Annotated in this window: 24 protein-coding genes; 11 read left to right on the top strand and 13 right to left on the bottom strand. The window is 71.1% G+C overall.

Translation table 11 applies throughout. From position 1 onward, the window contains the following. Positions 1–64: 64 nt before the first annotated feature. Positions 65–2392, bottom strand: a complete 2328-nt coding sequence (locus GA0070564_RS05195) for a sialidase family protein (protein ID WP_091603187.1) — start codon at positions 2390–2392, stop codon at positions 65–67. Positions 2393–2584: 192 nt separating this feature from the next. Between GA0070564_RS05195 and GA0070564_RS05190 the strand changes: the two genes are divergently transcribed. Continuing rightward, positions 2585–3340, top strand: a complete 756-nt coding sequence (locus GA0070564_RS05190; RefSeq protein WP_091603185.1) for a TIGR03089 family protein — start codon at positions 2585–2587, stop codon at positions 3338–3340. On the opposite strand, the gene GA0070564_RS05185 is transcribed toward GA0070564_RS05190, so the two are convergent. Next, the gene (locus tag GA0070564_RS05185) at positions 3324–4187 is read right to left on the bottom strand and encodes a helix-turn-helix transcriptional regulator (protein WP_091603182.1); all 864 of its coding nucleotides are present in this window, start codon (positions 4185–4187) and stop codon (positions 3324–3326) included. The two genes, GA0070564_RS05190 and GA0070564_RS05185, sit on opposite strands and share 17 nt — an antisense overlap. A gap of 126 nt (positions 4188–4313) precedes the next feature. Here GA0070564_RS05185 and GA0070564_RS05180 point away from each other — a divergent pair, with 126 nt between their 5' ends. Further along, the gene (locus GA0070564_RS05180; protein WP_091603179.1) at positions 4314–5312 is read left to right on the top strand and encodes a zinc-dependent alcohol dehydrogenase family protein; all 999 of its coding nucleotides are present in this window, start codon (positions 4314–4316) and stop codon (positions 5310–5312) included. Positions 5313–5421: 109 nt separating this feature from the next. Continuing rightward, positions 5422–6387: a zinc metalloprotease gene (locus GA0070564_RS05175; protein ID WP_091603176.1), complete on the top strand. Its 966-nt coding sequence runs from the start codon at positions 5422–5424 to the stop codon at positions 6385–6387. 243 nt (positions 6388–6630) lie between these two features. On the opposite strand, the gene GA0070564_RS05170 is transcribed toward GA0070564_RS05175, so the two are convergent. Further along, positions 6631–7224 carry a maleylpyruvate isomerase N-terminal domain-containing protein gene (locus tag GA0070564_RS05170; RefSeq protein ID WP_091604597.1) on the bottom strand — a complete coding sequence of 198 codons (594 nt, stop codon included), beginning with the start codon at positions 7222–7224 and terminating at the stop codon, positions 6631–6633. Between the two features lie 190 nt (positions 7225–7414). Here GA0070564_RS05170 and GA0070564_RS05165 point away from each other — a divergent pair, with 190 nt between their 5' ends. Next, a complete protein-coding gene (locus tag GA0070564_RS05165; protein WP_091603173.1) occupies positions 7415–8350 on the top strand; it encodes an alpha/beta hydrolase in 936 nt (311 codons plus the stop codon). Positions 8351–8401: 51 nt separating this feature from the next. Further along, complete coding sequence (locus GA0070564_RS05160; RefSeq protein WP_091603170.1) at positions 8402–9169, top strand: maleylpyruvate isomerase family mycothiol-dependent enzyme; 768 nt, start codon at positions 8402–8404, stop codon at positions 9167–9169. Between the two features lie 25 nt (positions 9170–9194). Here GA0070564_RS05160 and GA0070564_RS05155 read toward each other — a convergent pair whose 3' ends face one another. Both GA0070564_RS05155 and GA0070564_RS05150 read right to left on the bottom strand, forming a co-directional pair. Then, positions 9195–9476: a hypothetical protein gene (locus tag GA0070564_RS05155; protein WP_091603167.1), complete on the bottom strand. Its 282-nt coding sequence runs from the start codon at positions 9474–9476 to the stop codon at positions 9195–9197. Next, positions 9473–9763: a DivIVA domain-containing protein gene (locus GA0070564_RS05150; protein ID WP_091603164.1), complete on the bottom strand. Its 291-nt coding sequence runs from the start codon at positions 9761–9763 to the stop codon at positions 9473–9475. Before GA0070564_RS05150 ends, GA0070564_RS05155 begins: the two co-directional genes overlap by 4 nt. A gap of 382 nt (positions 9764–10145) precedes the next feature. Here GA0070564_RS05150 and GA0070564_RS05145 point away from each other — a divergent pair, with 382 nt between their 5' ends. Continuing rightward, positions 10146–10346, top strand: coding sequence for a winged helix-turn-helix domain-containing protein (locus GA0070564_RS05145; protein WP_091603160.1), 201 nt, complete (start codon positions 10146–10148; stop codon positions 10344–10346). 429 nt (positions 10347–10775) lie between these two features. Next, entirely contained in the window at positions 10776–13520 is a 2745-nt protein-coding gene (locus GA0070564_RS29760; RefSeq protein WP_141714701.1) for a serine/threonine-protein kinase, read from the top strand. Positions 13521–13683: 163 nt separating this feature from the next. Here the strand turns inward: GA0070564_RS29760 and GA0070564_RS05130 are convergent, their stop codons facing one another. Continuing rightward, on the bottom strand, positions 13684–14169 hold the full coding sequence (locus GA0070564_RS05130; protein WP_091603156.1) for a carboxymuconolactone decarboxylase family protein: 486 nt from the start codon (positions 14167–14169) through the stop codon (positions 13684–13686). A 166-nt stretch (positions 14170–14335) separates the two neighbouring features. Here GA0070564_RS05130 and GA0070564_RS05125 point away from each other — a divergent pair, with 166 nt between their 5' ends. Beyond that, complete coding sequence (locus GA0070564_RS05125) at positions 14336–15223, top strand: RNA polymerase sigma-70 factor (RefSeq protein ID WP_245669809.1); 888 nt, start codon at positions 14336–14338, stop codon at positions 15221–15223. 172 nt (positions 15224–15395) lie between these two features. On the opposite strand, the gene GA0070564_RS05120 is transcribed toward GA0070564_RS05125, so the two are convergent. The 4 genes from GA0070564_RS05120 to GA0070564_RS05105 all read right to left on the bottom strand — a co-directional run bounded on the left by GA0070564_RS05120 (position 15396) and on the right by GA0070564_RS05105 (position 20910). Next, positions 15396–16109 carry a DUF3800 domain-containing protein gene (locus tag GA0070564_RS05120; RefSeq protein WP_091603150.1) on the bottom strand — a complete coding sequence of 238 codons (714 nt, stop codon included), beginning with the start codon at positions 16107–16109 and terminating at the stop codon, positions 15396–15398. Positions 16110–16237: 128 nt separating this feature from the next. Continuing rightward, positions 16238–16456, bottom strand: coding sequence for a type II toxin-antitoxin system HicB family antitoxin (locus tag GA0070564_RS05115; protein ID WP_091603147.1), 219 nt, complete (start codon positions 16454–16456; stop codon positions 16238–16240). A gap of 92 nt (positions 16457–16548) precedes the next feature. Continuing rightward, positions 16549–18228, bottom strand: a complete 1680-nt coding sequence (locus tag GA0070564_RS05110) for a DNA repair helicase XPB (RefSeq protein WP_091603144.1) — start codon at positions 18226–18228, stop codon at positions 16549–16551. A gap of 216 nt (positions 18229–18444) precedes the next feature. Then, on the bottom strand, positions 18445–20910 hold the full coding sequence (locus tag GA0070564_RS05105; RefSeq protein ID WP_091603140.1) for a helicase-associated domain-containing protein: 2466 nt from the start codon (positions 20908–20910) through the stop codon (positions 18445–18447). Between the two features lie 84 nt (positions 20911–20994). On the opposite strand from GA0070564_RS05105, the gene GA0070564_RS05100 reads away from it, so the two are divergent. Beyond that, positions 20995–21618 (top strand): HAD family hydrolase, encoded by a 624-nt coding sequence (locus tag GA0070564_RS05100; RefSeq protein WP_091603137.1) that lies wholly within the window; start codon positions 20995–20997, stop codon positions 21616–21618. A gap of 28 nt (positions 21619–21646) precedes the next feature. After that, positions 21647–22033, top strand: coding sequence for a cold-shock protein (locus GA0070564_RS05095; protein ID WP_091603134.1), 387 nt, complete (start codon positions 21647–21649; stop codon positions 22031–22033). Here GA0070564_RS05095 and GA0070564_RS05090 read toward each other — a convergent pair. Continuing rightward, positions 21994–22896, bottom strand: a complete 903-nt coding sequence (locus GA0070564_RS05090; protein ID WP_091603131.1) for a 1,4-dihydroxy-6-naphtoate synthase — start codon at positions 22894–22896, stop codon at positions 21994–21996. The genes GA0070564_RS05095 and GA0070564_RS05090 overlap by 40 nt on opposite strands. A gap of 466 nt (positions 22897–23362) precedes the next feature. Between GA0070564_RS05090 and GA0070564_RS05085 the strand changes: the two genes are divergently transcribed. Continuing rightward, on the top strand, positions 23363–24331 hold the full coding sequence (locus GA0070564_RS05085; RefSeq protein ID WP_141714700.1) for a GNAT family N-acetyltransferase: 969 nt from the start codon (positions 23363–23365) through the stop codon (positions 24329–24331). Here the strand turns inward: GA0070564_RS05085 and GA0070564_RS05080 are convergent. Continuing rightward, the gene (locus GA0070564_RS05080; RefSeq protein ID WP_091603125.1) at positions 24303–24953 is read right to left on the bottom strand and encodes a futalosine hydrolase; all 651 of its coding nucleotides are present in this window, start codon (positions 24951–24953) and stop codon (positions 24303–24305) included. The genes GA0070564_RS05085 and GA0070564_RS05080 overlap by 29 nt on opposite strands. Next, positions 24950–26620 carry an MFS transporter gene (locus tag GA0070564_RS05075; protein ID WP_091604591.1) on the bottom strand — a complete coding sequence of 557 codons (1671 nt, stop codon included), beginning with the start codon at positions 26618–26620 and terminating at the stop codon, positions 24950–24952. Before GA0070564_RS05075 ends, GA0070564_RS05080 begins: the two co-directional genes overlap by 4 nt. Between the last annotated feature and the right edge of the window lie 36 nt (positions 26621–26656).

Genomic DNA, 26656 nt, shown 5'->3' with positions numbered 1-26656 from the left:
CCGGCGGCCCGGACGGCCCGGCAGCGGGCCCGTGGATCGGGTCCGCCACCGGGCCGAGCGCTGCTCAGCTGTTGCTGGTGTACACGTCGTCGACCAGGAACGTCTCGTCCTGGTAGGCCGTGCTGCTGGCCGCGAACTGGTGGCCGGTCAGGTTGCTGGTCGTACCGTCGGAACGGGTCGTCGTCCCGATCACGGTGCCGCCGACGGAGACCGTCGCCTGGGTCGTGGTGGCCTGCACCTTGATCGTGGACCAGACGCAGGTCGGGGCGCAGGACGTCGACGGGTCGAAGGCCGGTCCCGTGCCGAGGATGCGCCAGGTGCCGCCGACGTAGGCCCGGATCGTGCCGTCGAACCAGGCGGCGAGGTGGTAGGCCGCCGGGCGGGTGCCGTTGACCGGGGAGGCCAGCACGTCGAAGAGGAACCCCGACGTCGGTACGCCGGTGCCGGAGGGCCGCCACTTGTCGGGGTGGAACCGGAACTCCAGGGTCTTGGTCGGGCCGGACGAGTCGACCCGGCGGATCGCCGGGAGGTGGACGGTGCTGCTGTCCGCGATCCGAAGGACGCGCCTGGTGCCGCTGCCGGCCGTCGCCTGGCTCACCCAGATCCCCAGGTAGCCGGTGGAGCCGTCGACCGTACGGTCGATCGAGTAGCCGCGCGGGATGCCGTTGACCGGGTCGTTCTCGAACGAGTCGACGTCGTTGGCGTACAACTCGACCTCGTTGAGGACGCTGCACGGCGCGGTGACCCCGGTCGGGCAGGCCGAGGCCGCCCCGGTCACCACCCGGACGTAGCGGGCCGTGCGAGGGGTCAGGCCGGCGGAGTACTTCAAGGCGTAGCTCCGCTGGCCGGTGACCGTGTACCAGTCCGACCAGGGGTCGGTGACGTTGAGTCGGGTCTGCACGGTCGCGTCCTCGGTCGCCCCGATGGCCAGGCTCAGCCCGACCTTCGACAGCGTGTACGCCCGGTCGAGCGTGAGGTCGAGGGTGCCGGTGCCACTGCCCGACCGGACGGCGCTGGACCAGGCCTCGTTGCTGCCGTCGACGGCGCCCCGGGCCCCGGTGCGGGGATGCCCGGGCACGGCGCCAAGGTCACCGGTGAGCTGGACCGCCCCGCTGGCGGCCTTGCTGACCAGGTCGATCTTGCCGGTGTCCGGGGTCAGGATGTCGGCGAACGCCCGCTTGAGCTGGAACTGGGTGGTGCCGCCGGACATGGTGCCGCCGAACAACGTGCACTTGTTGGAGTCGACGTTGTTGTAGCGGATCGCGTGGCAGGTGTCGGCGAGCAGGGCGGCCCGGTTGGCCTCGGTCCAGGCGAAGTCGGCGTTGCCGCTGCTGCCCTTGTTCATGTTCTGCGGGTCGGCCGTGTCGTGGTTGGCGTAGAAGACCTGCTTGGCGCTCCACACCTTGCCGGTGCCGTCGTAGGAGACCGCGACGTGGTTGTCCGGACGCCCGGCCACCAGGACCAGGATGCCGTTGGGCAGCAGGGCCAGCCGCGGGTTGATCCGGCCGAACGGGCGGACGCCGCCGGAGATGGCGAACTCCGGAATGCCCTGCGGGGCCGCCGTCCAGGTGAGGCCCAGGTCGGTGGAGCGTCGTGCCCACAGGTTGTCGTACGACGACGAGCGGGACACCGCCAGCAGGTCACCGTTGGACGTGATGACGATGGCCGTCTCGGAGTAGGTCTGCGCGGTCGTGCCCTGGGTGATCGTGCTGCGCAGGGTCCAGGAGTTGCCGCCGTCGGTGCTCTGCATGAGCAGCGAGGTGCCCACCTGGTTGCCACCCGCGTCCTTGATCTGGGCGTACCCGGCCATCAGCAGCGGACCGCCCGGCACCTGGATCACCGAGTTGGGGAAGAAGTTGGCGGTCGGGTGGAAGAACGTCTGCGGCGCGATGTTCAGCCGGGCGTTCACCTCCGAGAAGAAGGTCACCCCGTCGTCCACCGAATACTGCACCCTGATGGTGCGCTCGTTGAGTGAGACGGAGGTCTGGCCGGTGAACACCGGTCGCACCACCCTGCCGTCGTCGAGTCGGGCGCTCGTCTCGTAGCCCTCCGGGCTGGTCGGGGTGAACGTCTGTGCGAGGTCGGTCGACCACATCTGCCCTGGTGGCGAGTAGCCGCCGCCGTCGTAGTTGGTCAGGAACCCGCCGTGGACCAGGCGGTTGGGGGCGTCGACGCTGCCCGAGTCGTGCGCCTCGGTCATGGCGTACCAGGTGGGCGGGTCGCCCACCGGGTCGTAGACGGTGCCCGCCGGGCCGACCACCAGGGCGGGTGCGGTCGGGGAGAGGCCAGCCACCTCGTCCCGGGTCACGGCCTCGGCCGGTGCGCCGCCGCTGACCACGGCTCCGCTCGCGGCGAGCAGCACGGCGACGGTGAAGATGGCACCTCTGTTCATGCGACCTCATGTCAGTCGGTGGGCGAAGTCGGACCGAAATCGTCCTGAATGGACGCTAGCAAGGTGTCCGGCACGCCGAGGTCCCGTGACCGCCCGCCCGGTCGACGAGCGAAGAGTTGGCCGCAGTGTCACCGGCTGGTCACCGGCGGCTGCGGGCCGCGTACGTCCGTCCGGGGCGGTTAGGGTGCCTCCATGGCCCCTCATCCGTCCGTCTCCGTCCCGGACGACGCGCTGACCGCCACCGGGCACCCGCTGTTGACCTGGTGCGACGACGCGACCGGGGAGCGGGTGGAGCTGACCACGGGCCAGCTCGGCGGCTGGGCGGCGGGGGCCGCCGGGCTGCTGCGGGACGGCTGCGGCCTGCGCGCGGGGGACCGGGTGGCGGTGCTGCTGCCGCCGCACTGGCGTACCGCCGCGGTGTTGCTGGGGGCGTGGGCGACGGGCCTGGCGGTGTCGTTCCGGCCGCGGGCCACCGCCGGGCTGCCGGTGCTCGAGCCGGGCGCGGACCGGCCGTACGACGCGGTGTTCGTGACCCCGGAGCGGCTGGACGACTGGCTGGAGGACGTGCCCGACGGGACGCACCGCTACCTGGTCGGGACCGGGCCGGACCCGCTGGCCGAGGTGCCGGTGGGCTGGCTGGACTGGTCGGCGGAGGTGCTCCGGCACGGCGACACCCCACCCGACCACCGGGCGGTGCGGCCGTCGGACCCGGCCACCCCGGACGGCACCAGCTACGGCGCGTGGGGGCGGCTCGCCGCGGAGCTGGCCGAGCAGCTCGACCTGCGCCCGGGTGACCGGCTGCTGGTCGACGCCGCCGAGCACGAGCAGCCGTTGAAGTGGCTGCTCGCGCCGCTGACCGCCGGGGCGTCGATCGTCCTCTGTGCCAACCTCGACCGGGCCCGGCTCGACGCCCGGATCGCCGCGGAGGGCATCACCCGGGTCCTCTGAGCCCTGCGCCGCCGGGCGTCGGGGCCGCGCTCCCGGCCGGGGAGACCCGCGCCCGGTGGCGGACGAGCAGGTCGTGCAGGGCGGTGGCGGTCGCGTCGTCGGCGGGGAGGAACGCCTCCATCCGCAGCTCGGCCAGGGCCACGTCGGTGGTGGTGCCGAAGTGGGTCAGCGTGGTCATCAGCCGCAGCTCGCCGTCGCCGTGCCGCAGCCGCAGCGGCACGGCGAAGCCCAGGTAGCCGGGGCCTGGGTCGCGGGGCCGCTCCGGCACCAGCGCGGTCAGCTCGGCGACCAGCGCGGTCAGCCGTTCGTGCGGGTCGCGGGCGGCCTCGGCGCGCAGCCCGTCGAGGACGTGCCAGGCCCACTCGTCGAGGTTGACGATCCTGCCGGCCAGCCCGTCGGGGTGCAGCAGCACCCGGGGCACGCTCACCGGCGGTGCCAGCAGCTCCGGCGCCACCGGCCCGGCCAGCGCGGCCAGGGCCTCGTTGGCGAGCAGCAGGTCACCGAAGCGGTCCACCACCACGGCGGGGAACGGCAGGTGCCCGTCGAGCACCCGGGTCAGGGCCGCGCGGACCGGCGCGAGCCGGGGATCGTCGAGGTGGTCCTGCGGGTACGCGGGCGCGTAGCCGGCGGCGAGCAGCAGCGCGTTGCGTTCCCGCAGCGGCATCCCCAGCGACTCGGCCAGCCGGATCACCATGGTCCGGCCCGGATGGGAGCGCCCGCTCTCGACGAAGCTCAGGTGCCGCTGGGTGGTGCCGGCGGCCAGGGCCAACTCCAGTTGGCTGAGCCGCCGCCGGGCCCGCCACTCCCGCAGCACGCCGGGAAAACCCGCCGCTCGTTCCACCGTCACGTCCGTGTGTCTACCGCAGCCGCCGCGCCCCGGCGATTCCCTGCCGGGAATTGTCCGGCCGCGTCGCCGGGCGGGATCGTTCGCTCCGGGCCGGTGCTGTCCGGCGCGACGAGAGAGGACGCCAGCGTGCGCAGTTTCCACGTCGATTCGGGGGCGGGCATCGCCGGCCTCGCCGTACGCGAGCACGACCGCCCCAGCCCCGGGCCGGGCGAGGCGCTGGTGGCGGTGCGGGCGGTGTCGTTGAGCTTCCGCGAGCTGATGATCCTGCGCGGGAACTACGTGCTGCCGGTGCGGCCGGACGTGGTGCCGGTCAGCGACGGGGCCGGCGAGGTGGTGGCGGTCGGCCCGGGAGTACGCGGGGTGGCGGTCGGCGACCGGGTCACCGCGGCGGTCTTCCCGTACTGGCGGGACGGGCGGCTGGACCCCGACCTCCTGCCGCAGCTGGGCGGCTCGCTCGACGGCCTGCTCACCGAGTACGCGGTCCTGCCGGCGCAGGCGTTGGTGCCGATCCCCGCGCACCTGTCGTACGCGGAGGGGGCGACCCTGCCGTGCGCGGCGGTGACGGCCTGGAATGCGCTGACCGGCGTGCGGGCCGGCGACACCGTGCTGACGCTCGGCTCGGGTGGGGTGTCGCTGTTCGCGCTGCAACTGGCCCGGCTGGGCGGCGCGCGGGTGGTCGCCACGACGGGCCGCGCCGACCGGGTGCAGCGGCTGCGGGCGCTGGGCGCGGAGCAGGTGGTGGACCGGGTGGCGCACCCGGACTGGCCGGCCCGGGTCCGCGAGCTGACCGGCGGGCGGGGCGTGGACCGGGTGGTGGACGTGGTCGGGGACGTCGAGGCGTCGCTGCGCTGTGTGGCGTACCAGGGGGAGGTGGCCTGCGTGGGGTTCCTGGCCGGGGTACGGCCGAAGCTCGATACGGGGTCGCTCTTCGCGGCCGGCGCGGCGGTGCGGCCGGTGGCGGTAGGCAGCCGGGCCCAGTTCGTGGCGATGAACCGGGCGATCGAGGCGAACCGGCTGCGCCCGGTGATCGACCGGGTCTTCGCCTTCGACCAGGCGGTCGACGCGTTCCGCTACTACGAGTCGGGGGAGCCGTTCGGCAAGGTGGTGGTCACGATCGGCTCCTGACGATGGCACCCGGGGGCTGTTGTCGGCGCCGACGGCGTGTTCTGATAGCCGAGCAGGAGGTCAGCGGCCTGGTCCCGCCTCCATCCCCCATGCTTCGAGAGGTGCAAGCATGCACAAACGATCCACCTTCCAGCTGGCGCTGCTCACCGCCACGGCGGCCACCTTCCTGACCAGTGGCGGCGCCGCCGGCGCGGTGGCCAACGCGGCCCCCGCCACCACCACCTCCGCCGGCGCGGCGGCCTGTGCGCCCGGGGCTGAGGCGCACAGCACGGCCCGCGTCGCCGAGGGCGCCACCGCCAAGGAGCCGGAGCTCTACTCGAAGAACGAGGCCAACGCGTACGGCGTCATCAAGGACTCCCCGCGGCTGGCCAACGGCAGCGTCACCATCCCCACCGTCTTCCACATGGTCTCCGACCACACCCTCACCGCGGCCGAGACCACCCGGTGGAAGACCCTGATCGCCAACCAGATGCAGGTGCTCAACGACTCGTACGCCGGCAAGACCGCGGCGGACGCGTCCGACACCCCGTTCCGGTTCGACCTGGTCGACACCACCTGGACCGTGAACAGCGCCTGGTACACCGTCGAGCCCGGCAAGAACGAGCGCGACATGAAGAAGGCCCTCTACACCGGCGACTCCCGCACCCTGAACGTGTACGCGGCGAACATCGGCGGCGGGCTGCTCGGCTGGGCGTACTTCCCGAAGGGCTACAACAACGGCCGCGACTACATCGACGGCGTGGTGATGCTCGACGAGTCGATGCCGGGCGGCACCGCCGGCAAGTACGCCCTGGGTGACACCCTCACCCACGAGGTCGGGCACTGGCTGATGCTGGAGCACACCTTCGCGCACGGCTGCTCCGCCTCCGGCGACTACGTGGCCGACACCCCGCGCGAGGCCGCGCCGCAGTTCAACTGCCCGGTGGGGGCGGACACCTGCACCGCGCCGGGTCTCGACCCGATCCACAACTTCATGGACTACACGCAGGACTCCTGCATGAACATGTTCACCGCCGGTCAGGCGGACCGGATGAGCGACGCGTGGGTCGCCTTCCGGGCCGGCGGCGCCGGCTGATCCAGCTGGACCCGGTGACGGGGTCGACGGGCTGCGGCCCGTCGGCCCCGTTCGCCGTTCGGGCTGTCTCCCGGCCGGGGGCCGGGCTTTCGGGGCCGGGGCCTGCGGGGCGGCCGCCGAATTGGCGAGGGCCCGGCGGCGGGAAGTGGTTGTCCTGTCGAGCCTGATACCTCAGAGTCATCAATATTCCTCTGAGGTATCAGGGTGAAAAGGAAACTGGCCGCCAGCGGCGGCGTCGGTGGGTCAGCCGGGCAGCGGGGCTCCGTGCCAGCGCCACTGCGCCAGGCGGGGCCGCCCGGGCAGATCGATGCGCCCGGTGGCCCAGCGCAGGGCCGCCCACGGTTCCTCCCCGGCCAGCTCCCGCGCCTGCTCGGGATGGAGCCGGGCGAGCGCGCGGGCGCACACGTCGCGCGGCGGGTCGAGGGTCAGGCCGAGGCCACGGGCGATGTCGTCGCCGTGCACCAGCGCCTCCACGCACCCCATCGCGGCGAAGCCCTCCGGGTCGGCCAGCCCCGCCGGGTGGTAGGCCCTGACCTCCGGGCCGGAGGCGCGCACGGTGGCCGCCAGCAGCCGGCCGCCCACCTCGGCGAACTCCAGCACCTCGGCCGGGGTGGCGTCCCGGTCGGCAGTGCCCATGAACCGCACGAACCGCTGCTCGGGCCGGGCGATCAGCTGCCCCGCGAACGACAGCAGGCAGTCACCGACGTGCTCGGCGGTGTGCCAGCAGTCCCACTCCAGGTCGCCGGCCGGCACCGACCAGTCCCGGTCGGTCGCCGGCCGGAGGCAGGCGACGACGCTGGAGAGTGCCGCGTCGAGATCATCGGTGGTGACCGTCATGGTTTCCTCCAGGGGGTGCGGGACCGACGCCATCACCCTGCCCGAGGGGTCCGACAACGTGAGGGCGGGTCGGACACCGCGTGCCCCGCCGGACGGCCTTTGTCCGAAGTGCCGTTCGGGCGGAGCCGCCCGTCCTACGCTCCAGGGGTCATGGCGTGCCGCGCCGCCGATCGAGCCCTGGGAGCAGCCGATGACGCAGTCCTCCGCCGGCGCCGCGCCGCACCGGCCGTTCGGCGAGCTGCGGCAGGTCGACGCCGGGGACCTGACCATCGGGTACGTCGACGCCGGGCCCCCGGACGGCGACGTGGTGATCCTCCTGCACGGCTGGCCGTACGACATCCACAGCTTCGCCGAGGTCGTGCCGCTGCTGACGGCGGCCGGCCGCCGGGTGCTCGTGCCGTACCTGCGCGGTTTCGGCACGACCCGCCTGCGCGCCGCGGACACCGCGCGCAACGGCCAGTCGGCGGCCCTGGCCGCCGACACCCTCGCCTTCATGGACGCCCTCGGGGTGCGGCAGGCGACGCTAGGCGGCTTCGACTGGGGTGGCCGCACGGCCGACGTGATCGCCGCGCTGTGGCCGGAACGCTGCCGAGGGCTGGTGGCGGTGAGCGGCTACCTGATCGCCGGGCAGGAGTCGGGCCGCAAACCGCTGCCGCCGAAGGCGGAGCTGTCCTGGTGGTACCAGTTCTACTTCGCCACCGAGCGTGGCCGGCAGGGCTACGCGGCGAACGTGCGCGACTTCGCCCGGCTGATCTGGCACACCGCCTCGCCGCGGTGGGACTTCGACGACGCGACCTTCGACCGGAGCGCCGCCTCGTTCGAGAACCCCGACCACGTCGACGTGGTGATCCACAACTACCGCTGGCGGCTGGGGCTGGCCGAGGGCGAGCCCCGGTACGCCGACGTCGAGCGGCGGTTGGCGGCGAATCCGCCGGTCACGGTGCCCACGATCAGCCTGGAGGGCGACGCCAACGGCGCGCCGCACCTCGACCCGTCGACGTACGCCGGCCGGTTCACCGGGGCGTACGAGCACCGGACGGTGAGCGGCGGGGTTGGGCACAACCTGCCGCAGGAGGCGCCGAGGGCCTTCGCCGACGCGGTGCTCCAGGTGGCGGCAACCCGCTGACCCGGCGATAAACCGATGCCCTTCGCGGGATCGTGCTGGTAGACAGCCGGGGTGGAGAAAACTCTGGAGTTCCCCGACCGGCTGCGGCTGATCGACGACCGGTCGACCGCCTTCCGCGCCGCGATCGCCGCCGCGCCCAGCCTCGACGTTCAGGTGCCGACCTGCCCCGAGTGGACGCTGTTCGACCTGGCGCGGCACATCGGCGAGGGGCGCCGCTCCTGGGCCGCCACCGTGGCCGCCGGCCCGGCCGCCTCGGGTCGAGTCCCGTTCGAGGGCCCGGCCGCGCCCCGGGAGCGCGAGGCACTGGTGGCCTGGCTGGCCGAGTCGACCCAGCAGCTGCTGGACGCGTTGCGGGAGGCCGGCCCGGATAGCGGCTGCTGGACGTGGTGGGACGGGTCGCAGTCGCCGCAGACCTGCGGTGCCGTCGCCCGGCACCAGCTCCAGGAGATCGCGGTGCACACCTACGACGCTCAGGCCGCCGTGGGCGCCGCGGAGCCGCTGCCGGACGAGGTGGCGCTCGACGGCGTCGAGGACTTCCTGTTCACCTGCTGCGCGACGACGGCCGCCTGGCCGCACGAGCCCGCCGCGGTCGACTACCACGCCACCGAGGGCCGCTCCTGGCGTCAGTGGGTCTCCGCCGACGGGTCACGCATCGCCCGTCTGCCGGACGCCGCCGCCGAGAGCCCGGATGCCTCCGTGCGGGCCACGGCGAGCGAGCTGGTGCTGTCCTTCTACGGCCGGATTCCGACGCAGTCCCTGAAGGTCGACGGCGACGGGCGGATCTTCGAGCTGCTGGAGGCCTGGGACATGGAGCCCTAGGACGGGTCGCGGCCCCTGCCTCCCGTCACCGCACCCTGAGCCGGTCGGCCAGCCACGGCGCGCGGCGCGCGCACGCCGTGGTGTGGTCGGCCGGCAGCGCGCACCGCCCGCGGCCGTCGGGCAACGGCCGATCGCAGAACACCCAGTGGCGTACGCCCTGGTCGTCCTCGGCCGACACGGTCACGCCGCCCGGCTCGACGCGGGCGCTGAGCTGCGCCAACACCCGGGCGGCCGTACGCGCGAAGATCCGGGCCCGGTGCAGGTCCGGCGCGGTGACCGGCAGGTGGATCACCCAACGCGCGGTCATCGGTAGCGGCGGTTCGCCGACTGGGCGCTCTGCCACGTACGCAGGGCGTTCTTGATGCGTACGTTCTCCTCCTGAACCGCGACCAGGGCGGTCTGCGCGACCGCCAGTTCGTCGGCGACCCGGTGCAGGAAGGCGCGGATCTCGACCGGGTCGAGACCGTGCCGGCGCTGGTTGAAGCAGCGTTCGCGCATCTGCCAGGGGCGCAGCGGGCCGCTCCTGATCGTGCTGGTCGGTGCTGGTTGCGGTGCGTCGGGCCGGCGGGTCAGCCGGCGGAGCAGGTTGCGCACGAGGTGACCGCCCTTCGGGAAGGCCGTGAAGTCGTGGTGGAGGGGGCGGCCTCCGCCGGTTGCGGTCGGCGGAGACCGCCCCAGCACCTGCCACCGCAGCCTCGATCGGCGGTACGACAGCAGGGCCGCGCCGGGGGAGCGCGGAGGGGGTTGGGTCTCGACGGCGATGCGAGACCTCCACGAGAGGCGCCAACCGACCGCAGCAGCACCGCATCACCGAGAGCGACGGTATTGCCACCGAGTCACCTATGTCAAGCATGTCTTCTAGTCAGCTACCCACCTATGTCATCGCTGCTAGGTGCGTTGCCTGTGGCGGAACAGTTGATCGATACTGGGCGGGCCAACCGACTGCAAGGGGCCTGACGTGCCTATCCCGCCCACGATGGACGAGCTGCTCGCCGACCTGACGAAGAAGATCAAGGACGGGACGTATCCGCCTGGGTCTCAGCTTCCGTCTGGGCGGGAGCTGGCGGACGCGTACGACGTGTCGCAGTCGACGATCAGTCGGGCCGTGGCGCGGCTGCGAGAGCGGGGGACGCTTGTCGGCCGTCCGGGCCGTGGCGTCTTTGTCGCCGAAGACTAGGAAGGTCTGTCGGTCAGCCGATGGCTCCAACATTGGAATCTAGGGGGCATCGACTGTTGATGCTGCTCAAGCACCTCGGGCTCGATCGGCGGGCTAGGTATAGCCATCGGTGCGAGCCAATCTAACCGTCTACGCGCAGTGCGCCGCGTGTCGTTGACAGAGCTGGCGTAGGTGTCTAGCGGCTTGGTTGGTGCAGTTAGATCCTTCTGTGCGCAACAACAAGTCATACATCTGACAAATTGACGCGCCCGGCGGGGGGCTCATGAATGATCCCTGAAACGTGTCGTGGAAGCGGGTCATGGTCCAATGGTGTTAGTTTGCTGCTCCTAGCGATCGGGGCGCCCGGTTTTCGTCAAAGCAAGTTCTCTATTATGGCTCATCGAGAAAACGCATGAATTGGCTCCAATGTGAGCCTCGTCGTGAGGAAAAATGCAGAAGCAGATTATCGGAGGACGTTATCTACTGCTAAGCCTAGTGGGCTCTGGCGGCATGGGGCGAGTGTGGTTAGCTCGAGACGAGCTTCTCAACCGTGACGTCGCACTTAAAGAGGTAGTCCCGCCTGACTGGCTTGCCAAGGGAGAACGTGATGAAATCCGTCTGCGGACACTTCGCGAAGCACGCACGGCCGCGCGCCTGAACCATCCGAACGTCGTGCGTATTTATGACGTAATTCACTACAGTGATAGTCCGTGGATCGTCATGGAATACATTCCGTCGCGCACCGTGCAGCAGATCATCTCAACTGAGGGGCCGCTAACTCCTGAACGAGCCGCAAAGATTGGCATTTCAGTCCTGGCTGGACTTCGTGCAGCGCATAGCGCTGGCGTTTTGCACCGGGATGTTAAGCCTCACAACGTCTTAGTGGCGGATGACGGACGCGTGCTCTTGACGGACTTCGGCCTAGCTACTTTCGAGAGTGGTGACGGAGGGATGACTGGCCCTGGACTTGTCCTTGGGTCTCCCCAATTTGTAGCGCCGGAACGCGCGCGCGACGGCGTGTCGGATCCGCGCACAGACATGTGGTCTCTTGGTGCGACGCTTTATGCGGCCGTAGAGGGAAAATCGCCCTACGCCAGATCGAACGCTATGGCAACACTGAGCGCCCTGGCTAGCGAACCTCCAGACCCCATCAGACGCGCAGGCCCACTTGCCCCTGCAATCGCGGGACTATTGCAGCGTGATCCATGGAAGCGCTTGACGGCAGTTGAGGTTGAACCCCTACTGCGAGCGGTCTTCGCTCAGGAGAGTGCTGCCACCTCCACACCAACTTGGACGCTAAGCAAGCGAGAAGATGATCCTGAGATGCCGCGAGACGGCCATTTGGATTTCTTTGAGCGTCTCGGCGTGGAAACACGCGGGTTTACCGATTCGCCTGCTGATCAAGACCTGTTGGGGCGGGGGCCAATCGTAGAGGTGATTTCAGACCTAATCAGTCCGATGCATTCAGTAGATGATATTGAAGCAAAAAGCGGACCGCAGGTCATTACTATCGACGGTCCATGGGGTTCTGGCAAAACTACTGTCATGCACCTCGTTAAGCGGCGAATCGATCAGCGGGCCTTGGAATGGGAAGGTGCGGTCAGAAGCACTAACGGTTGGTTGCGCCAGCCGAGTAGGTTAAAGAAATCTGCCCGCCTCACTCCCGCTGGTGCTCATCGACTGCTCGGCGTCTGGAGGCGTCCTGCTACCACTTGGCCTCTCGCTTCGACGGCCCATCGGGCAACGTCGGCCGGTTCTGCTCCACCGGTGACTGCCCTCTTTGAGCCTTGGGCTCACCAGACTAGCGAGCAGGTCTGGGCAGGTCTGGCTAAGACCATCACTCAGGCAGTGGTGCCTGCTGTTCTGCCTACCACGAACGAGCAGCGGAGGTTTTGGTTCGCCCGTAATGCGGAGCGGCTAGACTCAACACGGCTGCGGCGTGGGCTTTGGCAAGGGGTAGCGTCCCCGGTCTTGCGGATTTCCTTGTTCGCGCTCTTCATCCCTGCCGCCGTCCAATTTTCGCGACCCGACTACAAATGGCATATTGCGGGCATTCCAGCGTTGTATTGGGCGTGGGTAGTTCCGCTGTTTCTCTTAATCCTGGGTGCCAGCCACACGCTCCTTCGTTACTTGCTCGGGCGGGCCTCCGCATTTCTCCCGGAGGAAGTCTTCCTTGGTCCTGTGCTGAGTGGTGGAATCATGGAAAAGTCGGCCGGGCACGTATTAAGCGATCCGCTGCATCGTGCCCAGTCAGGTAGTCTCTACTTGATTCAACACGACGTTAAGCTGGTTCTGGAGCTGCTGAGTTCCGCGAAGCGCGAACTCGTTCTTTTCATTGACGATTTGGATAGATGCGGACCGACTGGCTCGGTGGAGGTGCTGCAAGCTATTAATCTGTTCATTTCTGGATCGATTGGTGGGTGCAAACTTGTAATCGGGTTAGATCAAGCCATCGTCGCGGGTCAACTTGATGAATTCTACAGCCGAAGGGGGGATAGCGTCACACGGTTCGGCGATGATCCTAGTGCTGGCTGGAGCTTTCTTCGAAAGATGACTCATCTGCCAATAACGCTCCCCCGCGTTAGGGACGAGCTTCTCGATATCTACCTGAACGACCTATTGGGGCCAATTCAGGTGGGGTTGGGCGAGAATCGTTCAGAGGAGCCCCACTTGGCGCCCGGAGCTGATGCACGCGAACGGGGTTCGCTTGTCACGTCAAGCGCCTCGCTCAGCACGGCGATGTCAAGAATTTCAGAAGTAGATGTTTGGGCGCTTGAACGGCACCCTGAGGTTCGTGCGTTCATTCGGGAACGCCTGAGCCTCTACAATGACACCTCCGGTCGAGAGACCAAGAGGTTACTAACCGTCTGGCAATTCTACCTTCGGCTTTGGCTTCGCACGGGCGGGCCAACTTCCTCGTCAGAATGTGTGGGTGCTGCGAAGAGCTTGGTGATTTTCGCGGAGATTCTTACTCGTTGGCCCGCGCTAGTTCGCCGCCTAGCCACTGTCAGGGATGGTGAGTGCACTTTAATGACCCTGGCTAAAAACGTCGAAGATCAGCTGCGTTGGGATAGGACGATTAAGGAAGTTGGGTTAGATTCCGAGGAGCATCAGAGGGCTGTTCGAGGCTTGCGGAAAGTGCTAGGTGACCCAGAGGGATTGGAGGCCGGCAAGCTGGCAGATTCGTTGCTCTAAGGCTCGTCCAGTTGCAGTGTCCGACCTGGCTGAGTCGTTTACGCCATCAGGTCGACAGCGCCAGCGACAGACATCCGCGCCGAGCACGTCCGTACGAGCGGCGGCCTTGCGCGACGAGCACCCGGCCCGGATCGAGACGCCCCCGAACCGGGCCGGGCGCGAGTCAGTCGAGCGCGGCAGCGAACGTCCCAGCCTCGTACGACCCACCGCGCTGGTGCACGATCACCGCCAACCGATTCGCCGCGTTGATCAACGCCACCAGGCACACCAACGCCCCCACCTGATCCTCGTCGTAGTGCTTCCGCACCAACTCCCACGTCTCGTCCGACACCCCCGTGAAGGCGTCGGCCAGCCGAGTCCCCTCCTCCGCCAGCGCCAACGCCGCCTGCTCCGCCTCGCTGAACACCGTCGACTCCCGCCAAGCCGCCACCAGACTCAGCCGCACGGAAGACTCCCCGGCTGCCAGGGCCTCCTTGACGTGCATGTCGATGCACCACCCGCACCCGTTGATCTGACTCGCCCGCAGAGACACCAGCTCCTGCACCGACTTCGGCAGCGTCGACTGCTGAACGACCAGCCCGGCGTTGGCGAACCGCTTGGCGAACTTCATCGCGACCGCGTTCTCGAAGAGGTTGAATCGAGCGTCCATCGTTTCCGTCCTTCGTTCCGGTGAGCTGGGACGAACACGAGATGCCGCGGACCGCCCGCCCGTGACGCCGGCTAGGCATGACGGACGCCACAGCACCGGGCTGTCACAGAACCCCGGGCGCCGGCATCCCATGCGAAAGGCAGCAGAGAGCGAAGAGGAGCAACCCATGGCGGCACCGGACCCGGCCACCGCGGAGTTCGTCAAGCACCGCAACCTGCTCTTCACCGTCGCGTACGAGATGCTCGGTTCGGCGGCCGACGCGGAGGACGTACTCCAGGAGACCTGGCTGCGGTGGGCGGGCGTCGACCTGGGTGAGGTCCGCGACCAGCGCGCCTACCTGGTGCGGATCACCACCCGCCAGGCGCTCACCCGGTTGCGGACGGCTGCCCGCCGCAGGGAGTCCTACGTCGGTTCGTGGCTGCCCGAGCCGCTGCTCACCGCCCCCGACGTCGCCGAGGACGTCGCGCTGGCCGACAGCGTGTCGATGGCGATGCTGCTGGTGCTGGAAACCCTCGCGCCGACCGAACGCGCGGTGTTCGTGCTCCGCGAGGTCTTCGACATCGGGTACGACGAGATCGCCGATGCCGTCGACAAGAGTCCCGCCGCCGTCCGGCAGATCGCCCACCGGGCCCGCGCGCACGTCGCCGCCCGCCGCCCCCGCCAGGCCGTCTCCGCGACCGAGACACGGTACGCGCTGAGCGCGTTCCAGCGGGCCGTCGAGACCGGCGACCTCCAGGGCCTGCTCGACATCCTCGCCCCCGACGTGGTGCTGCTCGGCGACGGTGGCGGCGTGAAGCAGGCCGTCCCGCGGCCCATCCTCGGTGCCGACAAGGTGGCCCGGCTGCTGGTCGGCGGCTGGGCCAGGGTCGCGGCCAGCACCTCCTGGCAGCCGACCCTGGTCAACGGCCACCCCGCGCTCGTCGTGCACCTCGACGGCGAGCTGGACACCGTCGTCGCGCTGCGGATCGAGGACGGCCGGATCACCGGCCTCTACGCCGTCCGCAACCCGGAGAAGCTCTCCCACATGACCCGGGAGACCACCCTGAGCCGCTGATCCCGGGCATCAGATGCGCAAGTCATGAGCTGTCCCATGCCGAGGTGCGGCGAGACACCAGGATCAACGCCAGGGAAAGCTGTCCGTACTAGCCGACGCTCGCTATCATGGTGGATAGGAAGTTCGCTTCCGAACCCGCCTTAGGCCCCGCATACGCGGGGCCTTCGTGCATCTAGCGCTGTTGGTGGGCGATGGGGTACCAACACTGGCGATGCCACACTTTGGGCTCTATACGTGCCCATAGGTGATCATTTGCCCGCTTGGCCTTGTCGCTGGTCTCGGTGTGGCACTCCATGCGACGGTACAGGAAGGTAACCAGATCGATCGCCTGGACGAGGCGCGAAGCGCTCGATGGAGCGAAGTGCAATGTGTCGACGATCTGGGTCAGCCTCCTCGCCCGGTAACCCCAGGTACCGGACCTTCGGTACATTGCCATGTCCGATCGATGCTTGGCCTGCTCGCCGACCTCGTCCGCGATGATCAGCACGTGTTCCCCGTGTGCCTTCGCGCAGTCGTCGATCCGCTCAAGAAGGTGCAGAAGCACAAGTGAGTGCGGGGGCTCCGGCGTGAGATACCGCTGCCTCAACCCTGCAGAGTGAATCCCGCGAAGGATGATCGCTCTTGCATGTTGACCGATTGCTTGGAAGGCGTCGTTGTAGACGCCGATCCGCACTCGGGGAGGAATGCCTTGCCACCAGCCCTCGCCTTGGAACAGCTCATAGCCGTGCAGCTCGGCGTCCTCTGCCACACCATGGTTCTTGACCGCCTTGACGATGACCTCGTCCAGAGCAGCAGTGATCGCCTGAGCCCCTGTGCCGTCGCACAGTAAGGCAGCCATGTAGTACCAGTCCGCACTGTAGGACTCGTCGAGATAGCCGAGCAGCACCGTGGCAGCCTACTCAACTCGAAGGTCGTGAGGCGGTAGGTCCAGGTAGGACACTCGGGCGCGTCCTGCTGATGGACCGGGGAGCCGCCATCAACCCGCAGTGCCCCCCTCCGGCGTCGCGCCGTCCGCTACGCGCCTTGCGTGAGCTGAGCGCCTCCTGCGGCAGGTTCCGGCTGCACGTCGATGTCGAAACTGTGCGGGTCGACGTCGAGCATGAGGGCGATGGCCTCACGCGTCATCGCTTCGACCTGGTCCAGGCGACGTGCCTGGGAGAACACGCCCTTGATCTCCGGCACGGTGATCGCCCACCAGTCGCCGGAACGTACGCACTTCGCGGTGTACTTCATCGGCTCCAGCCCCCAACGCAACCCGGGTGAGTCGTTCACGCTCTCAAGTCCGTAGCGTCCGCGGCACCCACCCGCGCCCGGCCACGCCCAGGTCAGTCGAAGGACGGCAGCGAAGGCCCGAGCACGTCGTCGGCGTCGACGATCGTGTACGCGTACCCCTGCTCGGCCAGGAACCGCTGCCGGTGCGCCGCGTACTCGGTGTCGATGGTGTCCCGGGAGACCACCGTGTAGAAGTGCGCCTGCCGGCCGTCCGCCTTCGGGCGGAGCACCCGGCCCAGCCGCTGCGCCTCCTCCTGCCGCGACCCGAACGTCCCCGACACCTGGATCGCCACCGCCGCCTCCGGCAGGTCGATCGAGAAGTTCCCCACCTTGGAGATCACCAGGGTGCGCAACTCACCCGAGCGGAACGCGTCGAAGAGCCGTTCGCGCTCCTTGTTCGTCGTCGAGCCCTCCACGATCGGCGCGCCCAGATATTCGCCCAACTGGTGCAGCTGGTCGAGGAAACCGCCGATCACCAGCACCTGCTCGGACGGGTGCCGCTCCACCAGCGCCTTCACCACCGGCAGCTTCGTCCGGGCCGTCGCCGCCATCCGGTAGCGCTCCTCGGCCTCCGCCGTCGCGTACGACATCCGCTCCGCGTCGGTCAGCGTCACCCGCACCTCGACGCACTCCGCCGGGGCGATCCAGCCCTGCGACTCGATGTCCTTCCACGGCGCGTCGTACCGCTTCGGGCCGATCAGCGAGAAGACGTCACCCTCCCGGCCGTCCTCGCGTACCAAAGTCGCCGTGAGGCCCAGCCGGCGGCGGGCCTGGAGGTCCGCGGTGAACCGGAAGATCGGCGCGGGCAGCAGGTGCACCTCGTCGTAGACGACCAGGCCCCAGTCGCGGGCGCCGAACAGGTCCAGGTGGGTGAACGCGCCGCCGCGCCGCGAGGTGAGCACCTGGTACGTCGCGATGGTGACCGGGCGGATCTCCTTGCGCTCACCCGAGTACTCGCCGATCTCCTCCTCGGTCAGCGACGTGCGCGCGATCAGCTCCCGCTTCCACTGCCGGCCGGCGACCGTGTTCGTCACCAGGATCAGCGTGGTGGCCTTCGCCTCGGCCATCGCCGCCGCCCCGACAAGCGTCTTGCCCGCGCCGCAGGGCAGCACCACCACGCCCGACCCGCCGGCCCAGAACGCCTCCACGGCCTCCCGCTGGTACGACCGCAGCGTCCACGGCTTCGACCCGTCCTTGCCGGCCTCCGCCAGCTCGATCGGGTGCGCCTCGCCGTCGACGTAACCGGCCAGGTCCTCCGCCGGCCAGCCCAGCTTCAACAGCGCCTGCTTCAACCGGCCCCGCTCCGACGGGTGCACCTGGATGGTGTCGTCGTCGATCTTGTTGCCGAGCATGCCGGCGAGCTTCTTGCTCTTCGCCACCTCGATCAGGACCATCCGGTCCAGACCACGCAGCACCAGGCCGTGCGCCGGGTCGTTGGCCAGCTGCAACCGGCCGTACCGGTCCATCGTCTCGGCCACGTCCACCAGCAGCGCGTGCGGCACCGGATAGCGGGAGAACTTGAGCAGCGCGTCCACCACCGCCTCGGCGTCGTGCCCGGCCGCCCGCGCGTTCCACAACCCCAGCGGCGTCAGCCGGTAGGTGTGCACGTGCTCCGGGGAGCGCTCCAGCTCCGCGAACGGGGCGATCGCCATCCGGCAGGACTGCGCGTCCGGGTGGTCGATCTCCAGCAGCAGCGTCTTGTCCGACTGCACGATCAGTGGTCCACCGCTCACGCCAGCGTCCTCTCTACGACCGGGGGCGTCCGCCCAGCTCCGGCGGGCTGCACCCGCCCCGGGCCGACCATCCAGTGTTGCACGCCCATCGAAGCGCCCGAAAAAGTTCGCCGCCCGGTGCAACTTCCAAAGATTGGTAAACGTCATGCAGAGGGGCGGGTCTGCTGTGCGCGTTCGATGGATCGGGGGCGAGCGCGCGCCTGCCCGCCCCCGTAATCAGTCCTCCAGCACCGCGGCCGTGATCCGGTGCAGGGCGAAGGTGTGCAACATTTCGGTGCGTTCGTCCTCGGCACGCAGATAGCCGGCACCCATCGACACCGGCCGGACCAGCCGCGACGCGGTCGCCCCGTGCGCGTCGACGTAACCGACCCAGACCAGCGCCCTGTCCCGGACCGCCTGCTGGAGCACCGCCAGCGCCTCCGCGTGACCGGTCACCGGCGCCGGACCCCCCGGGGTGCCGCGCACCACGGCGGGGGCCCGCCGGGCCGCCCGGGCCGCCTTGTCGCCCCGGCGGACCTGCTCCACCACCCCCAGCAGCCGCGGCATCGCAAGCTTCGGCGTCGCCAGCGGGTCCAGCGCCCGGGTCGCCACCGGCGTCCGCCCCGGCGCCCGCCGGGACTTCGGCCGGGCCAGCACCGCCGAACCGGAGGCGTCCTCCGGCACCGGCGCGTACCCGGCGTCCCGCAACGCCACCAGCATCCGGTTCACCTGGTACGGCGTGGAGAGCACCGTCGGGGCCAGCCGGCGGAACGCCAACGGCTCCAACCGGCGGTCCGCCAGCACCTCGGTCAACAGCGCCTCGTCGTCGCTGCGCACGTACGCCCCGGCCGAGCCGACCCGCAGCCCGCCGTGCTTGCGCGCCACGTCGTCCACCAGATAGGTCAACCCCTGCGGGATCGGGGTACGCGACCGGCGGCGGAACAGCCCGTGCAGGTCGTCGGCCGTGTAGCCGGCGTCCAGGGCCCGCCGGACGCTCGCCGTGGTGACCCGGTGCACGCTCGCCCCACCCGCCGACTCGTGCTCGGCGATCACGTCCAGCTCACCGGCGAGCGCCGGATCGGGCGGGCCGGGCACCACCACGCTCAGGTCGGCCTGCACCAGGAAGTGGTCCACCGGGGCGGGCAGCAGCGCGTCCAGGGCGCGTACCGCCGTCGAGGGGTCACCGGACTCCGCCTCGGAGAGCAGCCCCAGCGGGTCGCCGCCCCGCTCGTCGGAGTCCGTCACGTCGGCCAGCAGCAGCCGCCCGTACGAGGTGAGCGCCCCCAGCCCGGTCACGCCCAGCTGGGCGGCCTCGGACAGCACCTCCCGGTGCGCCACCTCCCGGCCCCGGGCCCGCCGGGGCGAGCGCCACTCCAGCAGCGCCAACACCTCGTCCGGGGTGGGCGCGGTGGCCGGTTCCAGCTCGGCCAGCACCGCCAGCACGGACCGGCGGGCGGCCGGCGCCCCGGCCCGTTCCGCCTCGGCGGAGAGCACCGAGATCGGCCGGTCCCGGTCGTCGCGCTGCCCCACCAGGCCCACCTGGCGGGTCATCGTCAGCCAGCCCCGGGCCAGCTGCTCCCAGCGCTGGGCCAGCGACATCGCCCGCCACACCTCGTATCCGCCGGTGGGGAGCACCTGCTGGTCGCCGCCGTACCTGGTGGTCGCCGTGCCGGTCAGCTCCAGCTCGCCGAGGAGCCCGGCCGCGTACGCCACCTCGAACAGCAGCGCGGTGGTCGGATCGTCCAGCCCCAGCACGCGGGCCAGCCGGCGCAGGTCGCGCACCCCGACGCCGCCCGAGCGGAGCACCGGGGCCGGCTCGGCGGCCAGCGCCTCCAGCAGCGCCTCGGTGTGGCGTACCACCTCCATGGTCTGCCCGGCGCCCGCCGAGTCGACGGCCTTCGCCTCGCGCGGCGGCGCGGACACCGGCGGCGGGGTGGTGGTGACCGGGCCGAGCGGGCCGGTGTCCCGGCGCAGCAGCAGCCCCACCTCGCGGGGCAGCTCGACGGTGCCGCTGCCCCTGCTGGCGGAGATCGGCACGAGCAGCCGGTTGTCGACCAGCCAGCGGATCGGCGAGCCGGTCGGCGCGCCGCCGTTGGTGGCGTCCGGGGGAACGGTGTCCTCCGCGCCGACGGCGGGGGCCTGCAACGCCCCCGGGGGCACGCTGCCGACCGGCGGGCCGGCGGCGAGCCGGTCCAGGATCGCCCGGGCCGACGGCGGGGCGGCGAGCAGGGTGCGGCGCAGCTTCGCCGGGTCCGCGCAGAGCGCGGCCGTCCGCACGTCCAGCTCCGCCGCCGGTCGACCCAGCCCGGCAGGGTACGGGGAGACCTCGTCGACGCCGCCCACCACGCGCAGGTCGTGTTCGGGGCCGTACAGCAGGAACAGCGCCCGCAGCCGGTTCACCGCGCCCCGGACCAGGGCGGGGGCGGGCGGGCGGGCGCCGCCGGTGGCCATGGCGAGGATCGCCTCGGTGGAGGTGGCGCCCGAGTCCGCGTCGCGGGTCAGCCGGGCGGCGTCGAGGACCTGGAGGGTGAACTGGTCCAGCCCGTCCAGGGCGCGCGCCACGGAGACCCGGGACTGGGCCCGGATGGCCAGCGCGGAGACGTCGGCGGGCACCGGCACGACGAGGTCCGGCCGCAGCTGGAGCAGCGCGGCGAGGGATTCGTCCGGCAGCGACCGCAGGTGGTCGGCGAGTGAGGTGGTCATCGTCGTTCCACGCTAGCCCGCAGGGACGACGTCCCGCCCCCCGGACGTCCGGCTCGGCCGGGGTTGGGCGGGTACGTTCTCGACATGCCCCCACTGATGGTCGGTTTCGACCTCGACATGACCCTGGTCGACTCCCGCCCGGGTATCGCCGCCGCGTTCCGGGCGTTGACCGCGCGGACCGGCGTGCACGTCGACGCCGAGGCGGCCGTGGCCCGGCTGGGCCCGCCGCTGCGCACCGAGATCGCCCGCTGGTTCCCGCCCGAGCAGGTCGAGGAGGCGGTGCTGACCTACCGGGAGCTCTACCCGGCGTACGCGATCACCCCGACCGTGCCGATGCCCGGCGCGGCGGCGGCGATCGCGGCGGTGCACGACCGGGGTGGCCGGGTCATGGTGGTCACCGCCAAGCTGGGCCGGTTGGCGAAACTGCACCTGGACCACCTGGGGCTGGCCGTGGACGAGCTGGCCGGGGACCTGTTCGCCGACCAGAAGGCGACCGCGCTGCGGGAGCACGGGGCGACCCTCTACGTCGGCGACCACACCGCCGACATGGTGGCGGCCCGGGCGGCCGGGATCCCCGGGGTGGCGGTGGCGACCGGCCCCTGTCCGGCCGGTGACCTGCGCCACGCCGGGGCGTACGCGGTCCTCGATGACCTCACCGGATTCCCGGGGGCGCTGGACCGGATCATCGGGCTAGCCTTGGAGCAGTAGTCGGATCGAGCGAAGCAGGGGTTCCACAGTGCCGACGGGTCGAGTGAAGTGGTATGACGCGGCCAAGGGATACGGGTTCGTCACCAGTGACGAGGGTGGCGACGTGTTCCTGCCGAAGGGCGCGCTGCCGGCGGGTGTCACCGACCTCAAGGGTGGCCAGAAGGTCGACTTCAGCGTGGTGGACAGCCGCCGGGGTTCCCAGGCGATGGGGGTCCGGCTGCTGGAGGCGCCGCCCTCGGTGGCGGAGCTGCGCCGCCGGCCCGCCGAGGAGCTGCACGGCATGGTCGAGGACATGATCAAGGTGCTGGAGGCGAAGGTCCAGCCGGACCTGGGCCGGGGCCGCTTCCCCGACCGCAAGACCGCGCAGAAGATCGCTCAGCTGGTCCACGCGGTGGCGCGCGAGCTGGAGGTCTGAGGGACGAGCCCGGCGTCGGCGGCCCGGCCCAGCAGCGCCTCCACGGCGGCGAAGCCGGCCTCACCCAGGTCGGCGGTGAACTCGTTGACGTAGAGGTCGATGTGCCGGTCCACCACGTCGGGCTCCATCTCCTGGGCGTGCGCCAGCACGTAATCACGACTTGCCGCCGGGTCCGCCCAGGCCTGCCGGACGGACTCCCGGATCCAGCCGGCGGCCTCCACCGGGTCGACGGCGCCCTTGCGGGCCAGGATCGCCCCGAGGGGGATCGGCAGGCCGGTGGTCGACTCCCACCACTCGCCGAGGTCGACCAGGGCGGTCAGCCCGTGCCGGTGGTAGGTGAACCGCGCCTCGTGGATCACCAGCCCGGCGTCGTACCGGCCGGCGGCCACCCCGGGCATGATCTCGTGGAACGGCACCACCTCGATCCGGGCCGGCGGCCGCTCCGCCGACCAGAGCCGGAACAGCAGGTACGCCGTCGTCCGGTCGCCCGGCACCGCCACGGTCGCCCCGGACAGGTCGGCCAGGTCGCTCCCGGTCCGGTCGCTCCCGGTGTCGGTCCCGGTCCGGTCGGTCCCGGTCCGGTCGCTGGCGGTGCGGTCGCCGCGGGTGAGCACCAGCGGGCCGCAGCCCCGGCCGAGCGCCCCGCCGCACGGCAGCAGGTGGTAGTCGTCCAGCAGCCACGGCAGCGCGGCGTAACTCACCTTGACCAGGTCGAACGCACCCCGCTCGGCGGCGGTGTTGGTGACGTCGACGTCGGCGTAGGTCACCTCGACCGGCGGCGCGCCGGGCACCCGCCCGTGCACCAGGGCGTCGAAGACGAACGTGTCGTTGGGGCAGGGCGAGATCGCGAGGGAGAGCGCCACGCTCCCACGGTAGCCCCGCGCCGCCTCCGCACCGCCCCCCGGGGCTCGAGGCGCCTGCTCCGGCCGTCTCGCCAGGGCCGGGCCAGCGCCAGGTCCGACCGGCCGATCCGCCGGGTGTCCGCCGATCGGCGGCTGGCCGGCGGACAGCCGGGAGCTCCGCTGGGGATACCCGGTCGGCTCGCTTTGGAGCTGATGACGTGAACGAATCATCCCCGTCCGGTTCGGGGAGGGCGGGCACCTGGTGAGTCGGGGAGGGCGGGCACCTGGTGCGCGGGTGAACGATGTGCCTCCGGTGCACGGCTCCCTCGGCTCGGGGCCGGCCGAGTGCCGGTGAATCGTTTACGTCATCAGCTCCAAAGCGTTCGCCACTACCGGGTCATCCCCAGGCGGCCGGCTTTTCCACAGCGTTATCCACAGGCATGGAGTGCCTGTTGATGACGCCAACGGGTTGGTTGAGCCTGAACTGGTGACCACGGACCCCACACCGGTCGATTCCCCGCACCCGGACCCCGTCCGCACCCCCATGGCCGATCTCGGGCGGACGATCCGGGCACTGCGTCGCCACGCCGATCTCAGCCAGCGTGACCTTGCCGAGCGGTCGGGCGTGCCGCAGGCCACGATCGCGCGCATCGAGTCCGGCCGCGCCACCGACCCGCGGTTCCGCACGGTCGAACGGCTGGCACGTGCGATGGCCTGCCGGATCACCATCACCGTCGAGGCACCTACCGGAGGCGAGCATCCGGGCGGCGAGGGGACGGATCACAGCGGCGGGACGTTGGCCTGCGCCGTCCCGCCGGTGCCGCACGACGACATGCGGGACATGGCTGACCGGCGCTATCCGGCACACCTGGACGCCTGGCCGGTGCGGGAGCCGAAGGACTGGCCCGGTGCCTGGTGGGCAGACTGGTACAAGCTCCCACCCGAGCGGTACCCGCTGAAGCTGCCGCCGGCGGCCTACGAGCGGAGCCGGCGCTACCGGGATCTCCGCCGGTGGGGCGAGCAGGTCCGAGGCGCGACCGTGGTGCGCTGGGTCGACGACGATGGGAGACCCGACAACTGCTGGCGGTTCGTTGCCGAACTGCCCGGCGGAGCGCTGGTCGGGGAGTTGCGTGCCCACGAGCGCGGCCCACACCTCGAGTACGGCGACCACCTCGAGTACGGCGACCACCTCGAGTACGGCGACGAAGAGGGGCCTGAACTGGTGCTCGACGGAGTGCTGGTCGCTCGACAGTACCGCCGGTTGGGCATCGGCGGTCGACTGCTCGCCTGCATGGCGGCTCGGATGGTGGCGGCCGGGATCACTCGCGCCCGCGCCGTGGCGGATGGGCAGAGCATCGACTTCCTCGTCGCCTGCGGTTTCCGTGGTGCGAACAGTCGGCCGGTGGCGCTGGAGCTGGACCGGCCGCTCAACCCAGCGCGCGGGCGGCCTCGGTGAGGGCGGCGAAGGCCTCCCGCATGCGCCAGGTGTCGCGGTCGCGGGGGCCGATCGGGTTGGAGACGGTGCGCAGCTCGACGAAGGGCAGGCCGGCCTGGGTGGCGGCGACGGCCACGCCGTACCCCTCCATGGCCTCGGCCACGGCGTCGTGGTGCCGGTCGGCCAGGGCCAGCGTGCTGGCGGCCGTGCCGGTGACCGTGGTGACGGTCAGCACCGCGCCCACGGTCGCCGCCGGCAGCGCTTGGCGCAGGTCGGCGAGCAGGCCCGGGTCGGCGTCCACCGAGGGGCCGCCGCCCAGCCACTCGGGCGGCATGCCCAGCTCGTCGATCGGGATGAAGCCCTCCGGCGACTCGGCGCCCAGGTCGGCGGCGACACTGCGGGTGCCGAGCACGGTGCCGCCGACCGGCGCCCGACCGGCGAAGCCACCGCCGATGCCGGCGCTCACCACCGCCCGGAACGGATGGCCGGTCGCCTCCGCGAGGGCGAGCAGCCGGGCCGTGGCCGCACCCGCCACCGCGGGGCCCACCCCCACCGGACGGACCGTCACCGTCGGGTCGGTCAGGCCGGCGCGGACCGCCTCCGCCTCCGCCGGTACGGCGGTCACCACCAGTAGGCCGGTCACGACACCGGGCCGGGGGAGTTGCGGCGCTGCTCGTCGTCCGCCCCGCTCGGCCCGGAGACCGACGAGGAGGGCCGGTAGACGTGGTAGCCCGGCGGCGCCAGCCCGGCCTGGTCCGCCTGACCCGGCACGCCGGCCCCGGTCGGCGCGGGCGAGGTGGGAGCCGCCTCGGCCTCGGCCTCGGCCCGGCGGGTGGCCTCGGCCTGCTCGGCCTCCGCGCGGCGAACGGCCTCGGCCTGCTCGGCCTCCGCCTGGCGGTCCTGCTCGGCCAGTTCGGCGTCGTCGAGTGGGCGCCCGGCCAGCCGCTCGGCGCGCAGCCGGCCGGCGACCAGGGCGCCCCGGGCGGCGGCGAGGACCGCCACGCCGGCGACCACCAGGATCCCCACCCGGCCGGTGAACGGCACCAGGCCGAGCGCGCCGCCCGCCACGAAGGCGAGCATCAGCGCCGTCTCCGAGTGCGCGAACGAACTCGCCCGCAGCCGCTCCGGGATGCGCTCCTGGATGGAGGCGTCCACCGCCAGCTTCGCCAGCCCGCTGAACAGGGCGGTCACCAGGCAGAGCACGGCCACCAGGGGCAGCGAGAACTTCACCGCGGCCAGCACCGCCACCCCGGCCACGATGATCAGCGAGCTGGACTGGATCGCGGTGGGACGGTGGATGCGCAGCCGGGTGCCGACCGCGGTGGCCAGGAAGCCACCCACCGCCAGCGCGCCGCCGACCAGGCCCAGCGCGGCCTGCGGGCTCAGCTGCCGACCGAGGAAGTCGGTGGTCAGGTCGCCGGACTTGATCGCGAACGCGAGGAAGAGCAGCAGGAAGCCGTACATGCCGCGCAGGCTGGCGGAGCCGATCAGGGTGGCGATGACCAGCCGGCCCGCCGGACGGCCCCGGCCCAGCGGCCGGTCCCGGTCCTGGCGGCGCAGCGCGCGTAGCGGCCGGGGCACCCGCTCGGGTGGCTCCGAGTCCGCCTTCGGCGGCAGCCGCAACGCGATCACCATGCCGACCAGGAAGATCACCGAGGCGACCCGGAGCGGCCACTGCGGCCCCAACCAGAACGCCGCCAGGCCGAGCGGCGCCACCAGGGCGCCCGCCACCGTCCCGTAGACGCTGGCCCGCGCCCCGACCTGGGACAGGCCCAGCCCCTCCGGCAGCAGCCGGGGAACGGCCGCCGAGCGGGCCACGCCGTACGCCCGGGAGAGCGCCAGCACCCCGAAGGCCGCCGGGTACAGGCCGAAGCCGCCGAGATAGTCCGAGATCAACCAGGCCAGGAAGGCCCGGCCCAGCATGGTGGCGGCCAGCGCGTACCGGCGGCCGTGCCGGAAGTGGTCCAGCAGCGGGCCGACCACCGGCGCCAGCATCGCGAACGGCACCATCGTGACAAGCAGGTAGAGCGCCACCTTGTTGCGCGCCTCGCCGAGCGGCACGTCGAAGAAGATCGTCCCGGCCAGGCCGATCGCGATCAGCGTGTCCCCCGCGCAGGAGACCGCGTGCAGGTCGAAGAGGCGGACCATGCCCACCTCGTTGCCGGCGCTGCGGGCCCGGGCCGAGCCGGCCCGCCGGGTCATCCAGCGGCCGCTGCTCACCGAACCGCGCAGCAGCAGCCGGGTGGCCCGGATTCCGGTACCCACGGTCCGCCCCAGGAGAGACCGCTCGGGACGGGAGAACAACGGCATGTGCTCCATCCTCGCCCATTCGACCCGCGAACGCCG

Origin of the sequence: Micromonospora mirobrigensis (genome assembly GCF_900091555.1) — a bacterium.
Classification (GTDB): domain Bacteria; phylum Actinomycetota; class Actinomycetes; order Mycobacteriales; family Micromonosporaceae; genus Micromonospora; species Micromonospora mirobrigensis.
Note: the sequence above shows the minus strand (reverse complement) of the source record. Positions and strands in the feature narration are given on the sequence as shown.